The following is a 23,222-nucleotide window of genomic DNA, read 5'->3' on the forward strand; positions in this document are numbered from 1 at the left end:
TTCTCCTTGCCAGCTCTTATTCTTCGTTGAACCAGCAAATATTGCGGGCAGCCATAATAAATTCAGCCGCTTTTTCTTCACTTAGCTCTTCGATATCGGAAATTTCATCCACACCCTGTTCAGCCAAATCTTCCAGAGTGATCACGCCACGGCTGGCCAGTACAAATGCCAGGTGACGTTCCATACCTTCCAGGTTCAGTAAGTCTTCTGCTGGCTCAGCGCCTTCAAGACTTTCTTCAGTAGCCAGAGCTGCTGTAGTTAATGCGCCTTTGGCACGCTCACGCAACTCTTCAACGATATCTTCGTCTAAACCGTCAATTTCCAGTAATTCGCTTACCGGAACATAGGCGATTTCTTCCAATGTAGAGAACCCTTCTTCCACTAACATAGTGGCAAAGTCGTCATCGATATCGAGCTTCTCAGTAAACAAGGTAATGACCTTGTCATTTTCGGCCTGATGCTTGGCATTCATATCGTCAACGGTCATTACATTCAGTTCCCAGCCTGTCAGTTGACTTGCCAGGCGAATGTTTTGACCGCTCTTACCAATTGCCATTGCAAGATTGCCTTCTTCAACGGCGATATCCATTGAGTTGGCATCTTCATCAACAATGATGGAGGCAACTTCAGCAGGTGCCATGGCATTGATTACAAACTGCGCCGGATTATCGTCAAATAATACGATATCGACACGCTCACCAGCCAGTTCACCAGAAACCGCTTGTACACGTGAACCACGCATACCTACACAGGCACCTACCGGATCAATACGCTTGTCATTAGACTTAACCGCGATTTTTGCGCGCGAACCCGGATCACGAGCTGCACCTTTGATTTCCAGCATCTCTTCGCCGATTTCCGGTACTTCAACCCGGAACAGCTCGATTAACATTTCTGGTTTGGCACGGCTCACAAACAATTGTGCACCGCGAGCTTCAGGCTTGATTTCGTACAACAGGCCACGTATACGATCACCTGGACGAAATACTTCACGTGGCAACATTTCGTCGCGGAAAATTACCGCTTCGGCATTGTTGCCCAGATCAAGGATCACGCTTTCACGATTGGCTTTTTTCACTACGCCGGTAATGATTTCACCCAGTTGATCCTGATATTCTTCAACCACTTTGGCACGTTCAGCTTCACGTACTTTCTGCACGATTACCTGCTTTGCCGTTTGCGTGGTTATACGATCGAACTTAATCGATTCAATCTGGTCTTCAACGTAGTCGCCAAGTTGGATTTCTTCATCTTCAACCTGCGCCGCAGCCAGACCAATTTCAGCGTAAGGGTTTTCTAAACCTTCATCGCTGTCTTCTACAACCAGCCAGCGACGGAAAGTATCAAAATCACCGCTCTTACGGTCGATGCTAACGCGAACTTCGATATCGCCTTCGTATTTTTTCTTCGTTGCAGTTTCCAAAGCAGTTTCCATTGCCTTAAAAATACTCTCGCGCGGTAATGCTTTCTCGTTCGAAACCGCATCGACAACCAGTAATATTTCCTTACTCATCCTAACTAGCCTCTCTTATTCTTCATACAACTAAAACTTGGCAATCAAGTTTGCCTTGGCCACATTGGCAATTGGCAACTCAAAATCTTCGCCATCTACAACAACCACCAGGTTATCGCCTTCAACGGCTTCCAGAATGCCTTTGAACTTGCGACGACCATTTAATGGCATACCAAGTTTTACATCTACAGTTTCGCCTACCACCGCCTGGTAATGGGCTTTTTCAAATAATGGACGATCCACTCCAGGAGAAGATACTTCCAGGTTATATTCGGTACTTATCGGGTCTTCTACATCGAGAATCGCACTAACCTGACGACTCACGTCAGCACAATCATCTACGTTAATCCCATCTTTATGATCGATATATAAACGCAACACTGAGTGGTTACCGGCACTGATATATTCAATCCCTAACAATTCCTTGCCCGTTTCTTCTACGGCAGGACGTAACATTTCAGTTAGTTTTTGTTCAAAATTACTCAATCATTTTCTCCAAATACAAAAAAAGGGCTAAAAGCCCAGTAAAAAACACCATAAGCTGAATCGTTTTTGCAATGTCCTTCCAGGAACGGCTCAAATTGAGTACTCGCCAAAAACGAAAAAGCCCCAATCTACACGGGGCTTTATACTGAACCCTTTGTGTCACTGAACCGGCAAGCCGACTCAGCCCCGTAAACCCGTTATTATACCTGCTTAGAGTCACTGTCAGATATCGATTTACGGTAAAGCTGCGCAAATTATATAAGTTGCGCGCTAAGATCGCAATAACAAATCTATATTCGACACGAGGTTATGCGATTTCCACCTTAGGTAACGGGTACACAAAATCAGAGATTTTGTTCCGGGTACGCTGATAAATCAGCTCCGGGCGGTCATTAATATTTAATTATTTTCACTCGAAGCGATTTTAAATCGCGTACTCGAAGTAACGCTTTTTGTTACGTACCCGAAGCAACGAATTTCGTTGCGTTCCAGGAATAATGGTCCATGTGTACATATGGACCATTATTCCGTATCTCCCTTCAGCAACGTGATCTCGGCAAACACGCTGGCATCTTTGTAACCTAAGTTCATATCGCCATTAACCGGCTCAATGGGATGCGAGCCAATAAAATGTTCTCTTTGTTTACTGCCATCATTGTCACAATAGGCGAGTAAAAAGCCCATTTTTTTGCCTTCAGTCAAGGCTTTTGGCATGACCTTTTCCGGTGCCAGATAATCATAATCGTCATCAAAGATTAATACTTTAACTTCCCAGGTAATCTTGAATGGCTCTTCGACACTGCGTTTCCACATGGATTCAACGTGATGATTTAACAAGATAAAGTTATTCTCATCCTGGCTTTCCCTGGGACCCATATCGGCAACCTGGTTGTCCAGGCCAATGTGATAGGCAAAGGCATTAAAGTTATGAGCATGCTCGCCGCCAGAGCCATCTTCATCAATAAAGATCTCCAGGCAATCATCATCCCAGTAACGATGCAGTGGATTCGCATGCTGGTCAAACAAAACATCGTCGATTAGCTCAACCAGAAGATACAAACCATCGGTTTGCCAGACCAGCTTGTAGCGGCCGGAAAAATCTTCTCGGGTTGGCTTTTCACCAACCCAGACATGATTTAATAGTTGCCAGTTGCCCTGCTGCCAGGCTTTTTCATCATTAACCCCGTCGATAATGACGGGGCTATTGGCGCGAGGTACGGTCAGGGTCATTTCCGGTGGTTTTTGCATGCTTGAGCGCAACGGCGTCTCTGTGTCAGTTTGCTGTTGTTGATTAGCCTGCTGACCGGCCGAAGCCAGCGTCGCAGCAGATGCCAGCAATCCCACCGCCAATAACCGATTGACCATAATTAACCCTCATCGTGCATCACGAAACTGATTTGCTCGAGCGTGGCATCCAAAGACTGATTGCCATCAATAACCACTATCGGTTCCGATGATTTGATTTTTTCAAAATCCTGGAACTGGCTAGCTAACAGTTTTTCCGAGAAAAAGTGCTGCTTGCGTTGCACCAATCGTTTTTGCAACACCGCTTTATCCACCTTTAAAAATACCGCGCGGACATTAAATGGTAGCTGTTCAAACGACTGCCGTTGTAATTTTCTCAAACCTGAATATGCCAAAACACAATTTCGCTGGCGGCGAGCCTGTGACTGCAGGTAACTTTGCACCGACTCAATCCAGGGAATACGTATTTCATCGGTTAATGGAATCGCCTCGGCCATCAGTTTTTTCGCTTCACTGGTATGAAAACTATCGGCATCAATATATTTATAGCCATGCCTGTCAGCAAATTCCTTCGCCAGGGTCGATTTACCAGAGCCACTTACTCCCATCAAGATAAACAAGTTGGGCAGTTCCGGGTTTATCGGTTTGAACTTGGTCAGTGCCAACGCCTGCTTTTCAGACCAGTTTGCCGGTTCCGCTTTATTTGCAGTAACGGTGTCTGCTTCTGCAACGGATTTATCAGCAACGACAGGGTTATCTGCCTCCTCCTGCAGGGCATTTTCATCAGCAAGGTAAAGGTTGATATGCAGATGATATTCGTTATCTGGCTGCAAATCCTTGATCAGGTTTGACGATAAGGTTTTACCATCCAATATTAACTGGTTGGGTTTATTGCCCACTCGTTGCTGATAATCGACGCGGATCGTCGCGCCTCGGAACCTGCGCAATACCGACACATTCTCCCAACCCGTTGGTAGCTTTGGTTGCACCAACAGACCATCTTTGTGACCCTTTAAGCCAAATAGCTCCTCAATGATACAGCGATAAAACCAGGCAACAGTGCCGGTATGTAACAATTGACTGGAACACCCATTATAGGACTCCAAGGTTTCAACCAGGCCACGATAATAATTGGGAATAAAGTTGCCTAGTTGCTGCCTGGTTTGCGCATCGTGTTCGCTGACCAGCATTTGTTTCAATCCACTAAACGCCGCGTCCACCTGATTTTTCTGATACAGGGCAAATATATGGAAAATACTGGCATGGTTATACACTGAGCCATTTTCCGCACAACCCGGAAACTTTTGCGTTAACCGGCCAATATCTTCGCGCATTTGTGTATATGCCGGTGCCAGTATCATGTTACCAAAAGGGGTAGCGAGATAGCTCTCTATCGCCGCCTGCGAGTCTTTAAATTGTTGCTCACCGGCAGCACCGGCGAGCCAGGACCATGATTGAGGATTTAAATAGATTTTCCCTTCCGCATCGCTACTTACGCCAAAGGCCTTTCCGTCATCGGTGATACCACGGCTATACCATTGCCCATCCCAGCAATGCTGATTCACCGCATCATTAATTTCATCTGCAACAGCGCCAAAGTGTTCCGCTTTTTGGCTATCAATATCGCCTAAAATCCTGGCACTGACTTGCAATGCCCAGGATGTGGCCAGGCTGAGCCAGGTAGAAATTCCCTTGCCCTTGTAACCCACCATATTCATTGGATCGCACCAGTCTCCCTGGCCGATAAGTGCCAGTTTACGCTGATCAAGATTGCCAATCAGATAATCCATCGCCAGGATCAGGTGCTGTGCGACGGTTGCCTGCTCATCGTTATCAACAAAAGCGACGTTTTCTGTGAGAAATTCATAATCGTTGTGTTCATCAAGATAGGCCTGCAGGCATATTGGTAACCAGACGTTAATATCCTGGTGAGGAACTTGATTGATATATTTTAATTCGGCATCGTCATTTAACAGAATGCCATCTGGCAATGCTCCGTTGCCGGCCTGTTGAGAAATGGCCTTTAATATACCCGCTCGGGCGCGTTTTTGATTAAGAAAACTTATCCCGATCAAATCCTGCAAGAAATTGCGAGTCTGCGGATCGGTGGTTAAACGCTGTAACTGCCGATGATAATCCACTTGTTTGGGCAACCAAACGGATACAAACTCATCAAACATCGGCTCGCCAGTATCGATTTGAATTGGCAGGTCCTTCAATCTCGCCGCCTGGCAATTAACGCTTACCTGGCGCTCAAGACTTTGTTCATCGGCAAAATAAAATTGCTTAATATCTTTTACTTGGGCTTTATCTTTTGCCAGACCGAATAACACCGGAAGCTGATATTGTTGTTTCGGTTTTAACGCTACCTGATGTTGAACCACCGCTATTGGTGTTTCATAGTTGGCCGCTTCTCCGCCCAATTGACTGGCATTGATACCATCCGGATTGTGCAACCCGCCTTCACCTTCAAAGGCACTAAGGTTAGCCGTCCAACTTTGTGGCTGACGATCACTGAGCATGAAACAATTGGTCGCCAAGGCGTTAATTTTCTGATACTCACCGAGCTGCTGATAAGGCGGTACTGAAGTCGCCAGCACTGCGCCCAATTCAGGATCAAACTTCGCCGACTGGTTCATCCAGGAGTGGTAACCGATGCTAAATGCCGGGTAAACACTGAGCTGACGTTCCTGGTCACTGAGATTTTCAATGTTCAGCTGCCAGACTTCCACCGCCAATTCACTATCGAGTGTGACCTGCAAGTGACATTTAAGCTGCATGTGTTCAATCTGCCACTCAATGCGATCAACACCAACGGTAAATTTAAAGGATACTCCCTGTTGACGAACCGGCTCATAAGGCAAAGAGAAAAACTCTTTACTCGTTTCGTCTTTGATGTAAAAAAATCGCCCGGGATGATGTGCGAAATACTGTTTTTCCGGCTGCCAAAATGTGGTTGCTTCCTGCACTGGCGAGGTGGAATAGCGACTCGGTTCAGGTTGCATCACAACGGCACTGGCATAGCCGCGACAATTAACTTGTAACATGGTGCTTGGGTTATACAAATAACCGCTGGCACCAGGATTTTGTGTGGGGGACGTTAAGTGTAATTGATGCATATCACTGTCTATGTGATAGCAAGGGTGTTTATCTTGACCCATGATTCAATAGTTCCTTTCGTTTTAACGTCAAATCCTGTTGGATAGATTGTAAGGCACTGGCCGTTAACGGATAAAAGTAAATCACCAGTACCGATAGCATGGCAAAAGCGGCGGGCAACAGACTCATTAGCAGGACAATAGCGAACTCCGATCCTGCGCTTTGCTGTTGATTTGCCTGATAACCGAGGGAGCCTAACAACCACCCCATTACACCACCGGCAAGTGCACCGCCCAATTTTTGCGAGAATGCTGCCGCTGAAAATATCATAGCTGTGGCTCTTCTGCCATATTTCCATTCCGAAAAATCTGCGGTATCGGCATACATGGAAAACACCAATGGAGATTTTGGCCCCAGACATAGTCCGATAAAAAATTGTAAGGTAAAGATAAGTAAAAGGTTTTCCCTGGGCACCAGATAAAACAGGCTGGAAAATATCATCACCAGGGTCATTAGCAGGATCAGAAGCTGACGCTTATCTAAAAATCGAGTCAATATCGGTGTGATTGCCGCGCCAATCGCTAACGCCACCATATACAGCAAGGTAAACTGACCAATTAAATCTTCCCTACCGACATAGTATTTAAAATAAAAGGTACCTGAGCTGCCCCGCAAGGTGATGGTCATCATGATAATCAAGGCCAGCGAAAACAACACCAGCCAGGGCTTATTATGCAGCAAATCAACAATGTCTTGTTTAACCGAACCCGGTGTTGGGTTGATAGACTGTACTCTTTCTTTGGTGCTGAAAAAGGAAAATGCAAACAATATGGCACTGACTAGCCCATAACTGAGCATGGTTAACTGCCAGCCGGCCTTTTCATCTTCGCCACCAAACCAGAGCACCAGTTCCGGCGTACAGTAAGCGACAATCGAACCACCAGTGAAAGCGCCAATAAAACGGAAACTGGTCAGCTTCGTGCGCTGTTGTGAATCAGAGGTAATGACCCCAAGTAATGCGCCATAGGGCACATTAATAAAAGTGTAAGCCAGCATCATAAAAATATACGTGCCATATGCCCAGACAAGCTTGCCCGTATCGCCGACATCCGGCACGGTAAAGGTAAGCACACCCGCTGCTATCATGGGAATTATCCCCCACAACAAATACGGTCTGAATTTACCAAATCGGGTTTGAGTGCGGTCACTTAAGGCACCCATTAATGGGTCGGAAAAGGCATCTATAATCCGGGTGACCAGCATCATGGTACCAACGGTGGCGGCAGGAAGACCAAACACATCGGTGTAAAAAATAAATAAAAACACATCGAATACCCGCCAGTACAGATTACTGGCGACATCGCCGCAGGCGTAACCCGCGCATTCTTTTACCGATAGGGGTTCGGCTGAAGATTTATCCATGGGGATAGGTTTTTATTGTTCATTATTTAACCTAGTTGACCTGAATTCGAAGCTTCTGTCCAGAAAAAGGTTTAGGTAAGGGACACACAATCGTTGAGATATGCGACACAGCCGCCACAAGTATCGATTAGTAAAAAGATAGAACCTCGCTGTGAAAACGAAACACTGAAACTTGCAGCTTTCGGCTTAAAGCTTAACGCTTAACGCTCTAAAAATAATAACGAATGCTTGCGTATATACTTGGCGGATAAGCACCAAATTCAGATCCTAGCTTTATCCCGCCATTCTCAGGATAAATATCATCCCCCTGACTGAGATAGATACCGAGGTCGGAATATAAATTATCACTCCAGCTTCGTTCCATTTTGATTTGATAGAAGATCGATTGATCGCTGAGGTTAGCGAATACACTGCCGCTGAAAACGGTTAACGCACTGAACTGGTAACTCAGTGACGGGATCAGGTAGTGTTTACCAAACAGGTAAACGCCGCCACGTTGATACGGTGCCGATTGTGCCAGGCTTACATAGTCATCAGGGTTATCACTGCCTGCTCCATTTTGATGATATTCAGTGGCAACATAGAGCTTTTCTGTTAATGCATAATCAAACCCCAAAGACATGCGCCAGTAGCTGTCGACAAATTCTGGCTGTATTGCTGGTGAATCACCTTCAGCTTGTGCATGGATATCTACCTTATCCCCTCTCGCGTCCAGCCAGGCAGACTCAAACCAGATACCAAAATCGCCCAGAGCCCGTTCGAGACCAATGCCATACAAAGATGCATCATTAAGATGAATAATAATGGCTTCGATATCATTGCCGGCAATGGATTGTTGGTACCTGACAAACGCCGCTGAGTTTTGTTTTTTAGCGTCAGCACCAATTATCAGGCCAAGATCAAGGGTAGAGAAATCCCCGACGGCGATTTGCGTGCGCACCGCATCAATGCCAATACGATACTCTTGATTCAGGGTTTGCAAGGCATACGGGATAAATATATCGGTAGGATTAATAAACCGAGCGGAGCCAAACGAGACGACCTGGCGACCAATGGTAATGTCTCCCCAATCGCGATTAAACTGTACGTTGAGGCGATCAAGGTTTTGCAGCACTAGTGCGTTAGTGCTGCCGTCTATCAGGGTGGCACTGAAATCTTTAAATCGGTATGAGTTAGAAGCCCGGGTTAATGTTTGCCCGAGCACGCGGGTATTATACGCGCCAAGGTCGTGGTTACTATACAGCGGCAGCACCTCGTAATGCACCTCAACATTCGCCTGATCGGCAAAATAGTTGCCCATCAGACGCAATGCATTTTGTGATTGCAGACTACTGGAGTCATTCGACAGCGACGAGTTAACCGCATCCTGAAACAGCCCATAACTTTTCAGATAGCCAGAGCTCAGCCAATCCGCCGCACCAACTGGTAGCGAGCTCAGTGTGATTAACAATGCGGCGAATGGCGATTTATTTAACAAAATCTTCCACAACCCTGCCGTCTTCGAGGCGAATGATTCGCCGTGCACTGTCCATGATTTTCGGATCATGGGTCGAAAACACAAATGTCATATTTTCCTGTTCGTTTAAACGTTTCATCATCTCTATCAATGACATGCCGGTATGAGAATCCAGATTCGCGGTGGGTTCATCTGCAAGAATAATGCTCGGGTTCGACACCATTGCCCTGGCGATAGCCACTCGCTGCTGCTGACCACCTGATAACTGTGCTGGCCGCCGCTGTGCCATGCCGCTGAGTCCGACCTGAGAGAGAATATTATCCACCCGGCGGCGACGTTCTTTGGCACCAATGCCCTGCAATAACATAATGTATTCGATATTTTCCCTGGCAGATAACACCGGGATCAGATTATAAGACTGGAACACAAAGCCGATATGATCGCGGCGAAAATCCGATAATTCCCTGCCACTCATCTCACTGATATTTTTCTGATCAAGAATAACATTGCCAGACGACGCATTATCCAGGCCGCCAACCAACTGCAGCAATGTCGTTTTGCCGGAGCCTGAAGGACCAATAATGGCGATAAATTCGCCACGTTCAACGTTAATATTAACATCTTCCAAAGCCCTGACCAGAGTCGCTCCCTCGCCAAAGTGCCGCGTCAGGTTTATTGTTTTTATTACGTGTTTCATAACGCTTAATTCCTTTACAAGGGCTTGCGCATCGCCAGTGAAGGACGCAGTTTCGCCGCATGATACGCTGGATAGATACAGGCCAAAATCGTCACCAGTAACAATGCCATACCTATTTTCAAGAACGAAATAGGGTCATTAATCAGGTAAATAGGCTCATTAAAGGTGATATTGGAAAACTCCAACCCCTCGCCAAAATTAATGCCAAAATGTGCACCAAGCAAGCACAGTCCGTAACCCAGTATGAATCCGCAGCATACCCCCAGGATACCAATAAAAAATCCTTCATAGATTATCTGTGCAAATAATCTGGCCGGACGCGTGCCAATTGCCAACAGGATGCCAAACTCATTATGACGTTCAAAAATAGACATAAACATGGTATTGACTAAGCCCAGGGTTACCAAGGTGTACATAATGATCGAAACTATCCAGGTGGAATATGCTGACATTTCCAGCATGCTATTGATCTGCGGGTATAGCTCTTTCCAGCTTAATAATTCAATGCCATCGCCAGCATAATTCGACCATAAGTCGGCGCTACGCCTGTCAATTAATTCATCGTCTGACAGTTGCAGGGCGATTTGGTGAGGGCCGGTAACAGCCAGTATGCGTTGTGCCTGCTGATAATTAATAAAAACCAGGCCTGAATCCATTAACCGGTCGCCAAAACGAGTTATCCCTGAAACTCGAAACAACTCTTGTGCAAGCTCCCCTGTATCCGCCTGGGACAAGGTAATGACGATACGATCGCCAAGATCTACCTCTAAGATATCCGCTAATTGAGCACCAAGCAGCAATTCCTGCTTAGTGCCGCTCAGGTACTGTCCTGCTATGACTGATTGTTTCAGTTTAGAAACCCCGGCTTCCTCTGCCGCCATCACCCCGTAGACCATAGCGCCAGATACGTTTTGCGAGGAAGAAACCATGGCCCCGGAAATAATTCGTGGGCTGAAGGCGTCGATATCCGCATCATTGCGCAACTGCTGCATTAATGCCGGTTGATTTTGCATATATAAATCTACATCGTTACTTTGTCGATAGCCCGTTCGATGCAATTGCGCTTCGCCAAGAAAGGTTTCGGTACTGATCGCCACCATGGATTTCATGTATCCGCGGGTCATGGCATCCGAAAACATCAGCGCTGCCAGGCAGCAGGCAATCAGGGTTATGGTCAACAAAGTTCGTCGGCTATTACGGAAAATACTACGTGATGCCAGTGATGTGGTAATGCGCTGTCCCATATATTCCCGGTATATATTCATCAGGTCGCCTGCATCGCTTGTACAGGCACCGTGGTTGCCGCACGGTAGGCAGGAAACAGGCTGACCAATACGGTAGAAGCAATCACCGTTATAGCTGGTAGCAACAGGACAAAGGCACTAAATTCACCGAGCATTACCTGAAACTGCACGCCTCCTATGTCGATGGGTTCCGGTAACAACAATCCGGTACGGCTAAGGTAGGTGATTGGTAGCAAGGCAAGCAACAATCCAACAATACAGCTGGCAATAGCCAATAACGCCGATTCAAGCAGAATCAGCATGAAGACCAGCTCAGAGCGCGTGCCGATCGCTTTGAGCACACCAAATTCCCGGGTTCGTTCCATGGTCCCCATTAATACGGTATTGAGCACGCCGATAGAGACTAAAAACATGATTACCGCCAACGAGATATAATTACCTTTTTTATCTACTTGCATGCTTTTATAAAAGCTTTCCTCGATTTTCTGCCAGGGTGCAGCAGTCAGTTCCGGCGGCAAATCAATATTGGCAGCGAAGTGGCGCGCCTGTGACTGATTTTCCAATGCAATAGCAATTTCATGAGCCTGATTGTTGGTTGACAGAAATTCATTCGCGCCAAGCAGTGACAAATAGACATTATTGCGCTCATAGGATTCCGCAGTGCCGACAATAGCGCTGATTGAAAAGATATCATTGGCAATGGAGCCATCAATGCCCTGGGAGATCAGGATCAATTCATCACCAACACCCAGATGTAAATTTTTAGCCAGTGAACTGCCAATCATCGCCGTAAACAAGCCTTGCCCGGTCATAGAATTTTCTAACCAACTACCCTGCGTTACTTTTTGCGCCAACAAGGTGGTTCGGGCTTCTAAATGCGGATCAATACCGATAACCTGTACCGGAAATGTCTTATCGTTGGCAAACGCCAACGCCGGTGCATAAATTCGGGGGCTTGCGCTTGTCACGTCATCCTGTTGACTAATTTGTTCTAAAAGCAGACTCAGGTTGTCGATCGTTTTATACGGTGATGGCCGGGATAAATAATCGGAGTGATGTACCTGTACATGACCTGTATGGTCCTGGGTAAAAAGATTGATGATGTGGCTGTAGCTACCTTCAGACATGGAAAGCATCGTTGCCAGTAAAAAATAACCGCCGCTCATGCTCAGCAGGGTTAACAGGCTGCGTCGCCGGTTACGAAAAATATTGCGTAGCGCAAGCTTGAGCAGCATCAAAAACGCTTCATCATATGGCGCTGAGTAAATACCTCTTCAGCAATATCCACATCAAATTCAGCCTGCTGATATTCGATAACGGTTTTATGTCCGGACTTATTCAGCGGCACCATGGTCATGGTTGCGGGGATGGTTTTCCCGGAAAACTGCTGGATATTGGTAAACGTCATCTGTCGCACCTTGTCACCATTTTCATTGAAATAAGCCTGCTCTCGAGGCAATAAGCTATCGCTTTGCAATAAGATGGTGATTTTGGCCCACACACTCACCGTGTCTTTTTTAGGCGTCAGGGTCAGCAAAATGTCGTCGCCACTCTCTTCACTATCAACAAAATAATCCTCAACCAATGAACTCTCGCGAACCAAATCATCATTGGTAAAGTCAGAGCCCATCCACGACCCCATCATCATTGACGGTGGCACCTTGATGACCTTGTTGATTTTGGGGAAATAATTCCACATCTCCTGATCAATTTTTAAGGTCGTCACACCACGATCTTTTTTCGGAGCCAGCACCCGGATAAACGTATCCTGCATGCCTCGCGTCCAGCTCTGCATCTGCAATGTTCGCTGCCAGTCTGGGGTGCTAATGGTCATGCTCATCTTCGCGATGGACGTGTCGGAGCGATACAACTCATCCACTTTTTTAAGCAATTCAATGCCGGAAGGATTTGCTAATGTTGAACGGCAAAACACGAGCAGCAAAATCAACGAAACAATTCTCATTGTATGGCTATCTCCATGATTTTTATTCAGTTTACTATATCAATACGAAAGAGTCATTGGCCAATGTTCCGCCATACATTAAACACAGAGCGCGCCGGCCATAACTATTTTCGTGACATTTTAGGCATCACAATGAGTTTGCTTATCAAGATGATAACGCGCCGGGCTTATTGCTTGTTTTTATTCAACAGGCCATTGAGTAAGTCCATCGGTAAGGGAAACAGAATGGTTGAGTTTTTCTCACCTGCAATTTCAGTCAGGGTTTGCAAATAACGCAGTAAGATCGCGTTAGGCTCTGCTGCCAGTTTTTCGGCGGCACTTACCAGTTTATCCGAGGCTTCCATTTCCCCCGAGGCATGAATCACTTTGGCACGTCTGGTTCGTTCTGCTTCGGCTTGCTTAGCGATGGCGCGGATCATACTTTCGTTTAAATCAACATGCTTGATTTCAACATTTGAGACTTTTATCCCCCAACCGTCGGTGCGGGCATCGAGAATTTCCTGGATATCGGTATTAAGCATTTCCCGGTTTGCCAGCATTTCATCCAATTCATGTTGTCCCAGTACTGAGCGCAAGGTGGTTTGTGCCAGTTGTGACGTTGCCTGCAGATAGTCTTCAACATTAATGATGGCTTTTTGCGGATCAATCACCCGACAATACAGCACCGCATTGACCCGCACCGATACATTATCGCGACTGATAACGTCCTGGCTGGGGACATCCATTACCACGGTGCGCAGATCCACTCGAACCATTTGCTGAATAAACGGGATAATGATGATCAACCCCGGGCCTTTGACCTTGTAAAAGCGACCCAGTAAGAAAATCACACCGCGCTCGTATTCGCGCAAGATTTTAAACGCCGAATACAAGATACCGATTAGTAATATCACCACTACCGTGGTAAATATTTGTTCACTAGAATAAATAGCATCCATAAAATTAACCTTCTTTTTCCACCGGACTGACGGTCAGTGTCAGCCCCTTGATTGCAAGAATCTCAACATACTGGCCTTTTTTAACCGGTGTGTTGGTTTTTGCGTGCCACTGCTCGCCGCTAAATAGCACCAGACCTTCGTCGTCAAAATCGTCAATCACGGCAACCTCTGCGCCGATCATTTCTTCCTGACCACTTACCACCGGTGCATTGCGTTTACGCCAGAGAAAGCTTAAACAGAACACTAAAAACAGCACCGATACAAATGCAACGGCGGCGATAATTGGTAATGACACTTGAAACTCCACTTGCTCTGTATCGATTAAAAATATCGAACCTAACACGAAGGCAATAAGCCCACCGACCCCAAATACGCCAAAACTGGGCACCATGGCTTCGGCTACCAATAGTCCAATGCCAATGATTAACAAGCCAAATCCGGAATAGCTCAGGGGTAACATTTGCAGTGCATACATGGCCAGTAGCAGGGAAATCGCGCCAGTAATTCCTGCAACACCGATGCCTGGGCAGTAAAACTCAAGGATCAGGCCATAAATACCAATAAGAAGTAAAATATATGCCACGTTCGGATCTGTAATTGCAGCGATAAACTGGTGTCGCCAATCGGGTTCAACCGCCTGCAACTGGCTAAGCTGCAACTGCGATTTACTTTCCGCCGTTAATTCAAGTCCGGTTAGTATCGCCGGATTTTCTTTGATTTTGCCCAGTAAATCTTCGGGTGAATCCGCCAGTGCATTGATCACGTTTTTCTCAAGCGCCTCTTTAGCGGTAAGAGTTGCAGCCTCGGTAACCGCAAGTTCCGCCCATTCAGCATTACGACCTCGTAACTGCGCCAGAGAACGTATATATGCCACGGCATCATTCAGTACTTTCTTTTCCATCGCCGAGGCATTGTTATCCTGTTGTTTGTCCTGATCATTACCACCAGGTTGGGGACCAAGATTAACCGGGGTTGCGGCACCTAATGTGGTTGCCGGTGCCATTGCTGCCAAATGACAGGCATAGAGAATGTAGGTACCGGCACTCGCTGCCCGGGCCCCCTGGGGATAAACAAGACAAGCGACAGGTTTCGCGGAATCTAGAATGCTCTGGTTTATATCCCTGAGACTGGAAACCAGACCTCCTGGGGTATCCAGGCTAATGATCAAAAAGGTTACATTACTGCTGCGGTTTGCCTTTTGAATTTGTTCAACAAGGTAGTCGCCAACAGCCGGGCCAATGGCGCCCTGAATCTTAAGCACCGGAACAATTTGCTCAGGCGAGGATTGTTCTGCGCGGCCTGCTCCATTGTCGCGTTCGGCATGAGCCGGCGAAAACAAAAGCAACCATATGATAATCAACCACTTGCCTGTCATTTTCAGATCCCAGAGCGTTTTCGTTATAAGTATAGTTAACGCACAGGGTTCAGGTTTCAGGTTTCAGGTTTCAGGTTTCAGGTTTCAGCAAAAGCCGACTTAACCATAAGTAAAAGGCAACGAAAAAGCAGGAAAATAGTAAAAGCAGAGAGCTGATTCCCTGCTTTTGTTGAATGTTGATACCAATAAGTACGGCTTTATTTCTGCGCCGCGCACTGGGCTTCGGTTTTTAACCCGAGTTTTTTAAACACCGTAGCTGCCGGGCAAAATCCGGTGAATGAAAATTGTAGTAAGTTGGCACCGATAAACACGGTGAACCAGAAAAAGTTAGGGTGGACGAAATGGGTTAATGCCAGAGATAACAAAACCATAAATCCAGCAAAACGAAAAACCGCTCTTTCAACAGTCATAATATGCTCCTTTCATGAGGCTAATAATTAAATCGAAGCCGCAACCAGAGATTGGTATTATCCTGTTGCTGCCCGAAAAACGAATAATCCTGTTCTCCCCAAAAGACGTTGGCGCCTCCCGCTAAAGTCCAGTTATCATTATAGCGATAAGTCATTGACGGTTTAAGATAACCGTCCTGATCGGTTGGGGAATAAAATACAAACAAACTACTGGTCAATGTCTGGCGCTTCGACAGATGCGTTAATCGCACCGTCAATACCTGACGATTTTCCTCGGCCTGGGTTTCAGGCGACAGAGAATTAACCACATATTCATCGTAATTGTCAGTGTGTTCCAGATAAAATTGCACCGCACCGGTGAGATCTTTAACCAGTTCCTGCTCATAGCCAAACAACAAACGAACCTGATCATTGGCAATAAATGGATTATCACCTCGACTATCTTCGACACTGTTGTACACCGCGATTTCACCGTTGAACAAACCGCTGGCAAGTGGTGTTCGAATACTTGCGCCATAAGTGTGAAGCTCAGGGAAGTACGCGAGGCCGGCATTATCACCCTCAACATAAATTCCGGTTGGTGTGGTCCAGTAACCTTTCGACCCATAAAGTGCGTACTCAATGCCCTTGATACTGGTTGCTACGCGCACCGCATATTGCTCACCATAATTTTCCAGCAGTGGAAAACGCTCTGGCGCAACGATGGTCATTGCCTGCGGTGAATAAAACGAAAAACGCTCGCCAGTGATGAAATTGTCCGGTGTAAACTCAGGCGAGTAAACCAAATCAAAGGTGATATTTTTCACATACTGCATTACCCGCACACTATCGTTCGGCGCTTTTAAATAAGCATCGTCTCGCCCTGCGAAAAAGGACTGCCAGTCTTTGGCAAACAAATCGTTTAAGAACAGATAATCGCCGGTACCCCAGGTGATCACCTGACGACCCAATATCACATCGGTATTCTGTAGAGGACTAAAAGCCAGATTTAACTCCCTGGCGTCAAATTCCAATTGCTCCATTACACCGTCCGCCAGCAAATCGCCTTTGGCGGTAACAACATAGCCCTCGCCCTGATAGCTAACCTCACCACGTCCTCTTAATTCAGCCAGTGACTGTTGTTTGTCAGTCACATTATGCTGAGTGAACGCTCCAAACCCAGCTTCAGCAAAGCCAGAAAACAGCCAGGGTGAAGCTTCTTCTTGTTCATCACCCCAGTCATCATCGCCCCAGATATCTTGCGAGTCGCTTTGATCCTGAGCAGATTGCTGCAGTTGCGACGCCACAGGCGCAACCTCAGTCGCGTTAACATTCTGTAGCAACATTACGCTGAACATTAAGCCAAATATTGACCAAATCATTGCCCGAGATCGAGGCCCTTTGACCAAACCAGGCGTACTACTTAGCTTTGCTCGTTGACGCTTATTCATCACCAGGCCCTAGTTCAACCACTTCGCTGGCGGAGTACGCAAACTGCGCTCGCTAAAGACACTGTCTGGAAGACCTAAATCATAACTGACATTACGAAATTGCATCTCTGTGTATGAACCGTCACTTAATTGTTCAATCTTTGAGTGCATCACCGTCGTGTGTCCCTGAATGTCCTCGGTTTTCAACACCGTCATCTTGCGCATCGGTTGGTCTTTTTCGTTAAAATAAATCACCTGCATCGGTAAAAAAGTCGACTTATCAATGCTGGCCTGATAATAAGCAAATTCAACCGAATCAGGATTTTTTGGCGTACCTTTGATTTGATAACTATCATCGCTTGCTGTTTGCAACTCAAAAGTATCTTCATTGGGGTTACGCCCAGACACATCTTCGTAATAAAAATGCGAACCAACAAAAGAGGTGCGCTTATCAGATGCCGAGATTCGCTTTACCAAATCTAATGCCGGCAGGTATAGCCAACGGTTGTCATCCTGTTCAACATGCTTTTCCACACGAAATACTGTGCCTTTCACGTCGGTTGGCCGGGAAAATATCACCAGCATGTTTTGCTGACCATGATCGGCGACATCCTTGCGCAAAATATTAAACTGGCGCATTTGTTTATTGCCATTCTGATCAACAATCAGCATGCGTGCTTCAGCCCTGCCATCATCGCCGGCATAATAAGATGCCAGATTCGCATTGCGAATGATGTCTTCCGCGCTTAGCTGCTCGGCAACGGCCGGAACCGCAATCAGCATGGTAGTGCTGGCAATCAAGCCTTTAATTATCGTGTTCATAGTAATTCCTCTCTGCTCAGTGCCTTATATTCTATCTAAGCCCACCTGCGACGGGCGTTAAGATTTGTCCGTCAAAATCAGCAATGCCGGCAGCAACACCAGGGTAACCAGCGCCGATACCACCATAATACTGGCGAGGAAAAATCCTACCGTAATGTATGGTACTAATGGTGACAGTAATAATGGTGTAAAACCGATTGCGATTACTATCGCATTTCGGGAAATGGCGCGGCTTGGTTCCTGGCACATTTGTGTAAGAGCCTGCGACATCGAACCTAGCTCTGTGCGCAGTTCGCGCAGCCGCTGCAAGAAATGGATAGCAAAATCAATCGACAAGCCCAGGGTTAACGCGCTCAGAACCGCAATAGGCATATCATAGGCTTTGCCCATCCAGCCGATCAGGCCATAAATCATGGTGATGGTAAATGTCAGTGGTAACATCGCCAAAAAGCCATATTTGAGAGAACGGAACAGCAGTACCATCATCAAAAATACGATTACAAAACTTGATAGCAAACTGTCCAGCATGCCGCTCACCATCAGATCCTGCCAGACCACATTCAAATAGGATTTGCCAGCCCAATCGGCTTCAACAGCAATTGGCGCAGGGTTGCTGGCAATGTAATCTTCAACCCAGGTGACCACCGCATTCATATGCTGGTTATCACCACTGGTCATTTGCAGCCATAACAATGCAGACTGATAATCGGTATCAACGAAATGCCATAAATCCTGTGGACGGTGCGATGATTGATATTGCAACAGAGTTTGAGCAACCCCATTTGCGGATTCGGGAATGGCAAAATCCGCTTCGTTTCCGGAACGCAACTCCCGATTTACGGTTTTGACGATATCGGTGATCGAGTTAACTTTACCAACCATGCCAGAATCAATAAGCGCCGCCTGCAAATTGCTGAGCCAGTCAAGCATCTCTGGCTGCATAAATACCTTACGTTCGTTAAGCTCGCGCTCAACCAACTGCAGCATGGTATCAACCGATTCGCTGTACTCACTGTCAACGCTGAAACTTAAATCATCAAGCAAAACCAGTAATTCCTGATCAATACCTTTACCGCGCAAGTGGGCTTGGATTTGACTGACATCCAGACCTTGTTTTTGCATGTCCTGTAAGTTGATATGCAGAGATTCCTGAATTTGCTGTTGATTGTTTACTGCAGATTCAAATACCAGCCAGGCATCATAGGTACCAGCAAAATGTTCATTGAGCACTTTATCAGCAACACGGATTTGATGGTCTTGTTTAAACCAGTTCACTGGATTGTCATTGATGACAATCTTACTGATACCGACGATGCTCAGCCCAAGAACCAGCAGGAAGGCCGGGATAATCAACTTGGCCTTTTGTTGGGCGTGGGCGCCAAGGGCAACCAGTACTTTTGACAATATGCCCTTTTGCTCCAGGCGGGTTACCGCATTATGCAGGTTTTCAATCGCTGCCGGCGACATTCTTGAGATGTACACAGGAATGAAAATCACAGTAAGCGCAAACGCCAATAAAATACCTGAACCAATAAAGGCACCAAATATTTTGACCGGTGGGATTGGCGTAAGCAGTAACGAGAAAAAACCGACCGCTGAGGTTAATGAGGTGAACAACATCGGCTTGTACAAATGCTTCATAACCTGGGTAAGAACCGAGTTAACGTCTTCACCTTTTTTATAACGATCGGCAAATTCGGATAGAATATGCACCGAGTCAACCACCGCAATTGGCATCAGGAAGATGGCAATCATCGATGACATAATGTGAACGGTGAAGCCCATACCGATTAACGATCCCATGATAATAATCACAGTGGCCATGGCGACTATCATTGGCGCCACAATAAGCGGTAAATTTCTAAAGAAGTACCAAAGCAACAGGAAAATAGCGAGTCCCGCGAGCGGTGCTGCAACCCCCATTTGCACAAACATTTCATAACCAAACTGATCTTCGGCGATTGGCAAACCAGTAATGTGAATCTCAAGACTGGTATCGAGAGTATCGGCAAATTCGCGAATCTGCTCGGCAACGCCATAACTCTTATCCTTAGACGTCAGCGGGATGTAAATGGCTGCCGCCTTATCATCGCCAGACACCAGGGTGTTTTCCAACATAGGTAAACGCTTTACTGCGGCTTCAAGTGCAGCCGCCCCTTCAGTGGTTGTCGGCGCATTTTTCATCAAATACGAAAATTTAATGCCAGTATTGTTACCCTGTGCATCGAACTCCTGAGTAATGTTATCGACGACATCGAGGGCCAGGTAATCGTTACTAATCACGTCCTCAAATTGCAGGATAAATTGCGACAACTGATTCAGGGTCTGCAAATGCTGCGCCTGATAAATGCTGTCGTTGCTAACGACCCCAACGACAACCATGTCGTGCATTACAAACTTTGTCTTGATGTCGTTGTGAAAAACCCGCGCCGGCGCGTCGCTACTTAGCATGTTTTCCGGATCGGTGTCGATTTGCAATCGTGGGAACATTGCCAGGGTTAGCGCAACCAACAGGATAACGACGCCATATACAATTTTGGGTTTACCTAAAGACCAGGATAATAAATTTGCGTAATTCACGTTTCTTCTCTTTTAATCAACGTTGCCAGGTTAGTTATGCCGCTAAACAGCGGTACTCACCACCAGCAATCAGTATGACTTGTTATTAATTAGATTAGAATTAACTAATATAGATTTTTCTAATATATACTTCTATATTCGAATTGTCTAATGTAAAGTAAACGAAATTTTTAAATGTGTTACCTAGCTGATGGAAATTAATAATATCGCCGACAATGCTCGTCAGGCCGCTAACCTGTTAAAGCTTATAGGAAATGAAGTGCGGCTGATGATTTTATGCAGCCTGATTGAGAATAAACTCACGGTCGGGCAAATCAATGAGCGTATCGATATCAGCCAATCGGCGCTGTCACAGCATTTGGCAAAATTGCGTTCGGATAACCTGGTAGAGTGCGAAAAAGACGGACTAAGTGTGTATTATCACATCGCCAATCCGGTGGTGATAAAAATCATTCATATCCTTCAGGATGAGTTTTGCCCTAGCGAAACGTAAGCTGGCACGATTACCCCAACGTCGTTTCCTGATGAGACAGGTAATCGTTGTCTGTCCTTATACGAATAAGTTTCCCTCCCCCGCAGACTGTCTGCAAAGGCAAGTTTGACGATAACTGATTGAAAAGGTTAATGTCTTGTTAGCTCGTTCTTGTGTAGTTCGCTATCTTTTTTAAATAACTAAAAGTTGAGGAGCCTACCTCCATTGTCGCTGGAAGCTGAGGGATAATTAAAAGATCAAAAGAATAAGTAGCCAGATTACAACAACCACGCTTGCATTTGATACTCATAACCGTTTACATAAGTCATATTTAAAGAATGAAGGAATATAAATACATGAAGAAGTTAATCTCTTTGGTTTTGCTTGTCGCATTAACGGCATGTAATGGTCAGGAAGCTAAATATGTCGAAGGTAAGCACTACACCAAAGTGAGTGAGACCGCCTCCGCGAAACCGGAAGTACGTGAGTATTTCTCTTTCTATTGTCCTCACTGCTTGCGTTATGAGCCATTAATGCAGGATTTGGCTCGTTCTTTGCCCGAAGGCGTGACTTTTGAGAAAAACCATGTGGATTTTCTGCGTGCAGCCAGCCCAGAAATACAATTTGATATTACCAAAGCGTTAGCCGTTGCTAAGCAGTTACCGCAAAAAGAGCGACTGATTGCTGCAATCTTCAAAGAAATACAGGGCCAGGGTCGTCCAATCACATCACCTGATGATCTTCGCAGGATCTTTGTAACGAACGGTGTCGACGGTGAGCTGTTTGATAAAAAGTTCAAGAGCGATGCAGTAAACGCCGAGGCAAAAAAGCAAAAGAAAAATCAGGATGATTTAGTAGCTAAGCGTGCGTTGACTGGTGTTCCCACAGTGGTTGTTAATGGCAAATATCGCGTAAACCCCAGTGAACTGGATCAGTCCGATTTTGTTAACGATTACAAAAAACTCGTTATTCATCTAAGTCAAATGGACTAATTTTTATTGAGGGATAGATTTTTGGATGTCCTGATACGAATTTGACGTTAACTGGCTGAAAAAGTTAATGTCTTTAAAGGACTTTGAATTCAAAATTGCAAAATCGCCTAGTTAATAGTTTTTTAAATGAAAGGTGAAATTATCAGTACGTTAGCACTATTACTTAGATTCTTTATTTATGGGTTTATTTTCTTTGCTATTTGTTTAAGCCTGGTAGTAGCTCCTGAGACGAATGACTTCTACAAAAAAGCGTTTATATTCGCCTCGCAAGGTGGAGGCCTTTTTACAGTTTCTTGTGCTGCAACCTTAATGTTAATAAAGATTTTTAAGGAGCTAACAAGTGAGCCTTATTGAGTATTCAATTTTAGTAATACTGCTTCTCACACTAGTCTTCCCTATTATTTTTATCTATAAGAAGGTAAACAATAGAATGCTTTTTGTAGCACTGTATACTGGATATTCATTCTTAATAATTACATTACTTCACTTGGTTGCATCTCCATTTGCCTGGTTTTTAATTAAGATAATTCCTGACCTTACTGAAAGTCTTAGTAGTAAAGGTGAAGAATTGAATAGTTTCATGATTTATTTTCTAAGTATTTGTGATTTTATACATGAAAATTATATTTTCTTGATTTTGCCAGTTTTGACTTTATGGCTACCGATAAAAATTCATCGAAAGTATAAAGTTATACATCTAATAAAGCCTTTAAAACCGTACGCAAGCGCACCGGACTTGCAATAAATTGCTCGCCTTTAACGGAGGTTTCAACTCAAAAAATCATCGAATATTGGTAATTGCTATCGGGCTGAAAATGGCACGTTTGCGTCAGTAGGCGATATATCGTAAGTTATTGATTAATTGAGTAGTGGCGAACGGCTGTTGCGAGCTATAAGCAGAAGTAGTTGCAGACTAATAGAAATAACTAATTGAGATTGAAATGCATAGAGTATTTTTACAGGTCATAGTGCTAATAGCATGTTCAGTAGTAATTAGTTTTAAGTTGAATTCAACTCTAGAAACTGAATCGCCACCAATAACTTAGACACTTCTGAGTTGTTCTTGATAGCGTGTTTCATACTCTACTGGAGATAGTAG

The 23,222-nt window shown here is 45.4% G+C and carries 18 protein-coding genes; 2 read left to right on the forward strand and 16 right to left on the reverse strand.

All coding sequences use genetic code 11. The features are described from left to right. Positions 1-16: 16 nt before the first annotated feature. From nusA to E8M12_RS12290, 16 genes are all read right to left on the reverse strand, one after another. Positions 17-1,513, reverse strand: coding sequence for a transcription termination factor NusA (nusA, locus tag E8M12_RS12215; protein WP_136736429.1), 1,497 nt, complete (start codon positions 1,511-1,513; stop codon positions 17-19). A 30-nt stretch (positions 1,514-1,543) separates the two neighbouring features. Next, on the reverse strand, positions 1,544-1,999 hold the full coding sequence (rimP, locus tag E8M12_RS12220) for a ribosome maturation factor RimP (RefSeq protein WP_136736430.1): 456 nt from the start codon (positions 1,997-1,999) through the stop codon (positions 1,544-1,546). A 522-nt stretch (positions 2,000-2,521) separates the two neighbouring features. Beyond that, on the reverse strand, positions 2,522-3,364 hold the full coding sequence (locus E8M12_RS12225) for a sugar-binding protein (protein ID WP_136736431.1): 843 nt from the start codon (positions 3,362-3,364) through the stop codon (positions 2,522-2,524). Positions 3,365-3,366: 2 nt separating this feature from the next. Beyond that, the gene (locus tag E8M12_RS12230) at positions 3,367-6,405 is read right to left on the reverse strand and encodes a gluconokinase, GntK/IdnK-type (RefSeq protein ID WP_136736432.1); all 3,039 of its coding nucleotides are present in this window, start codon (positions 6,403-6,405) and stop codon (positions 3,367-3,369) included. After that, positions 6,392-7,765: an MFS transporter gene (locus tag E8M12_RS12235; RefSeq protein ID WP_136736433.1), complete on the reverse strand. Its 1,374-nt coding sequence runs from the start codon at positions 7,763-7,765 to the stop codon at positions 6,392-6,394. Before E8M12_RS12235 ends, E8M12_RS12230 begins: the two co-directional genes overlap by 14 nt. Positions 7,766-7,973: 208 nt before the next feature. Further along, positions 7,974-9,242: a hypothetical protein gene (locus tag E8M12_RS12240; protein WP_136736434.1), complete on the reverse strand. Its 1,269-nt coding sequence runs from the start codon at positions 9,240-9,242 to the stop codon at positions 7,974-7,976. Then, a complete protein-coding gene (locus tag E8M12_RS12245) occupies positions 9,232-9,918 on the reverse strand; it encodes an ABC transporter ATP-binding protein (RefSeq protein WP_136736435.1) in 687 nt (228 codons plus the stop codon). Before E8M12_RS12245 ends, E8M12_RS12240 begins: the two co-directional genes overlap by 11 nt. Before the next feature lie 14 nt (positions 9,919-9,932). Further along, positions 9,933-11,183 (reverse strand): ABC transporter permease, encoded by a 1,251-nt coding sequence (locus tag E8M12_RS12250; RefSeq protein ID WP_136736436.1) that lies wholly within the window; start codon positions 11,181-11,183, stop codon positions 9,933-9,935. Beyond that, a complete protein-coding gene (locus tag E8M12_RS12255; RefSeq protein ID WP_246034128.1) occupies positions 11,183-12,397 on the reverse strand; it encodes an ABC transporter permease in 1,215 nt (404 codons plus the stop codon). Before E8M12_RS12255 ends, E8M12_RS12250 begins: the two co-directional genes overlap by 1 nt. After that, positions 12,397-13,125: an outer membrane lipoprotein-sorting protein gene (locus tag E8M12_RS12260; RefSeq protein WP_136736438.1), complete on the reverse strand. Its 729-nt coding sequence runs from the start codon at positions 13,123-13,125 to the stop codon at positions 12,397-12,399. The genes E8M12_RS12255 and E8M12_RS12260 overlap by 1 nt, the downstream gene beginning before the upstream one ends. A 167-nt stretch (positions 13,126-13,292) precedes the next feature. Then, positions 13,293-14,063: a slipin family protein gene (locus tag E8M12_RS12265; protein ID WP_136736439.1), complete on the reverse strand. Its 771-nt coding sequence runs from the start codon at positions 14,061-14,063 to the stop codon at positions 13,293-13,295. 4 nt (positions 14,064-14,067) lie between these two features. After that, the gene (locus tag E8M12_RS12270) at positions 14,068-15,438 is read right to left on the reverse strand and encodes an NfeD family protein (RefSeq protein WP_136736440.1); all 1,371 of its coding nucleotides are present in this window, start codon (positions 15,436-15,438) and stop codon (positions 14,068-14,070) included. Between the two features lie 197 nt (positions 15,439-15,635). After that, positions 15,636-15,848 carry a YgaP family membrane protein gene (locus E8M12_RS12275; RefSeq protein ID WP_136736441.1) on the reverse strand — a complete coding sequence of 71 codons (213 nt, stop codon included), beginning with the start codon at positions 15,846-15,848 and terminating at the stop codon, positions 15,636-15,638. Between the two features lie 20 nt (positions 15,849-15,868). Continuing rightward, the gene (locus E8M12_RS12280; protein WP_211245038.1) at positions 15,869-17,173 is read right to left on the reverse strand and encodes a hypothetical protein; all 1,305 of its coding nucleotides are present in this window, start codon (positions 17,171-17,173) and stop codon (positions 15,869-15,871) included. Positions 17,174-17,287: 114 nt separating this feature from the next. Then, positions 17,288-18,079 carry an outer membrane lipoprotein-sorting protein gene (locus E8M12_RS12285; RefSeq protein WP_136736443.1) on the reverse strand — a complete coding sequence of 264 codons (792 nt, stop codon included), beginning with the start codon at positions 18,077-18,079 and terminating at the stop codon, positions 17,288-17,290. Between the two features lie 57 nt (positions 18,080-18,136). Then, entirely contained in the window at positions 18,137-20,659 is a 2,523-nt protein-coding gene (locus tag E8M12_RS12290) for an efflux RND transporter permease subunit (protein WP_211245039.1), read from the reverse strand. A 190-nt stretch (positions 20,660-20,849) separates the two neighbouring features. On the opposite strand from E8M12_RS12290, the gene E8M12_RS12295 reads away from it, so the two are divergent. Next, on the forward strand, positions 20,850-21,152 hold the full coding sequence (locus tag E8M12_RS12295) for an ArsR/SmtB family transcription factor (RefSeq protein ID WP_136736444.1): 303 nt from the start codon (positions 20,850-20,852) through the stop codon (positions 21,150-21,152). A gap of 335 nt (positions 21,153-21,487) precedes the next feature. After that, entirely contained in the window at positions 21,488-22,123 is a 636-nt protein-coding gene (locus E8M12_RS12300; protein WP_136736445.1) for a thiol:disulfide interchange protein DsbA/DsbL, read from the forward strand. Positions 22,124-23,222: the final 1,099 nt, after the last annotated feature.

The sequence above is a fragment of the Thalassotalea mangrovi genome (assembly GCF_005116735.1).
GTDB lineage: Bacteria > Pseudomonadota > Gammaproteobacteria > Enterobacterales > Alteromonadaceae > Thalassotalea_A > Thalassotalea_A mangrovi.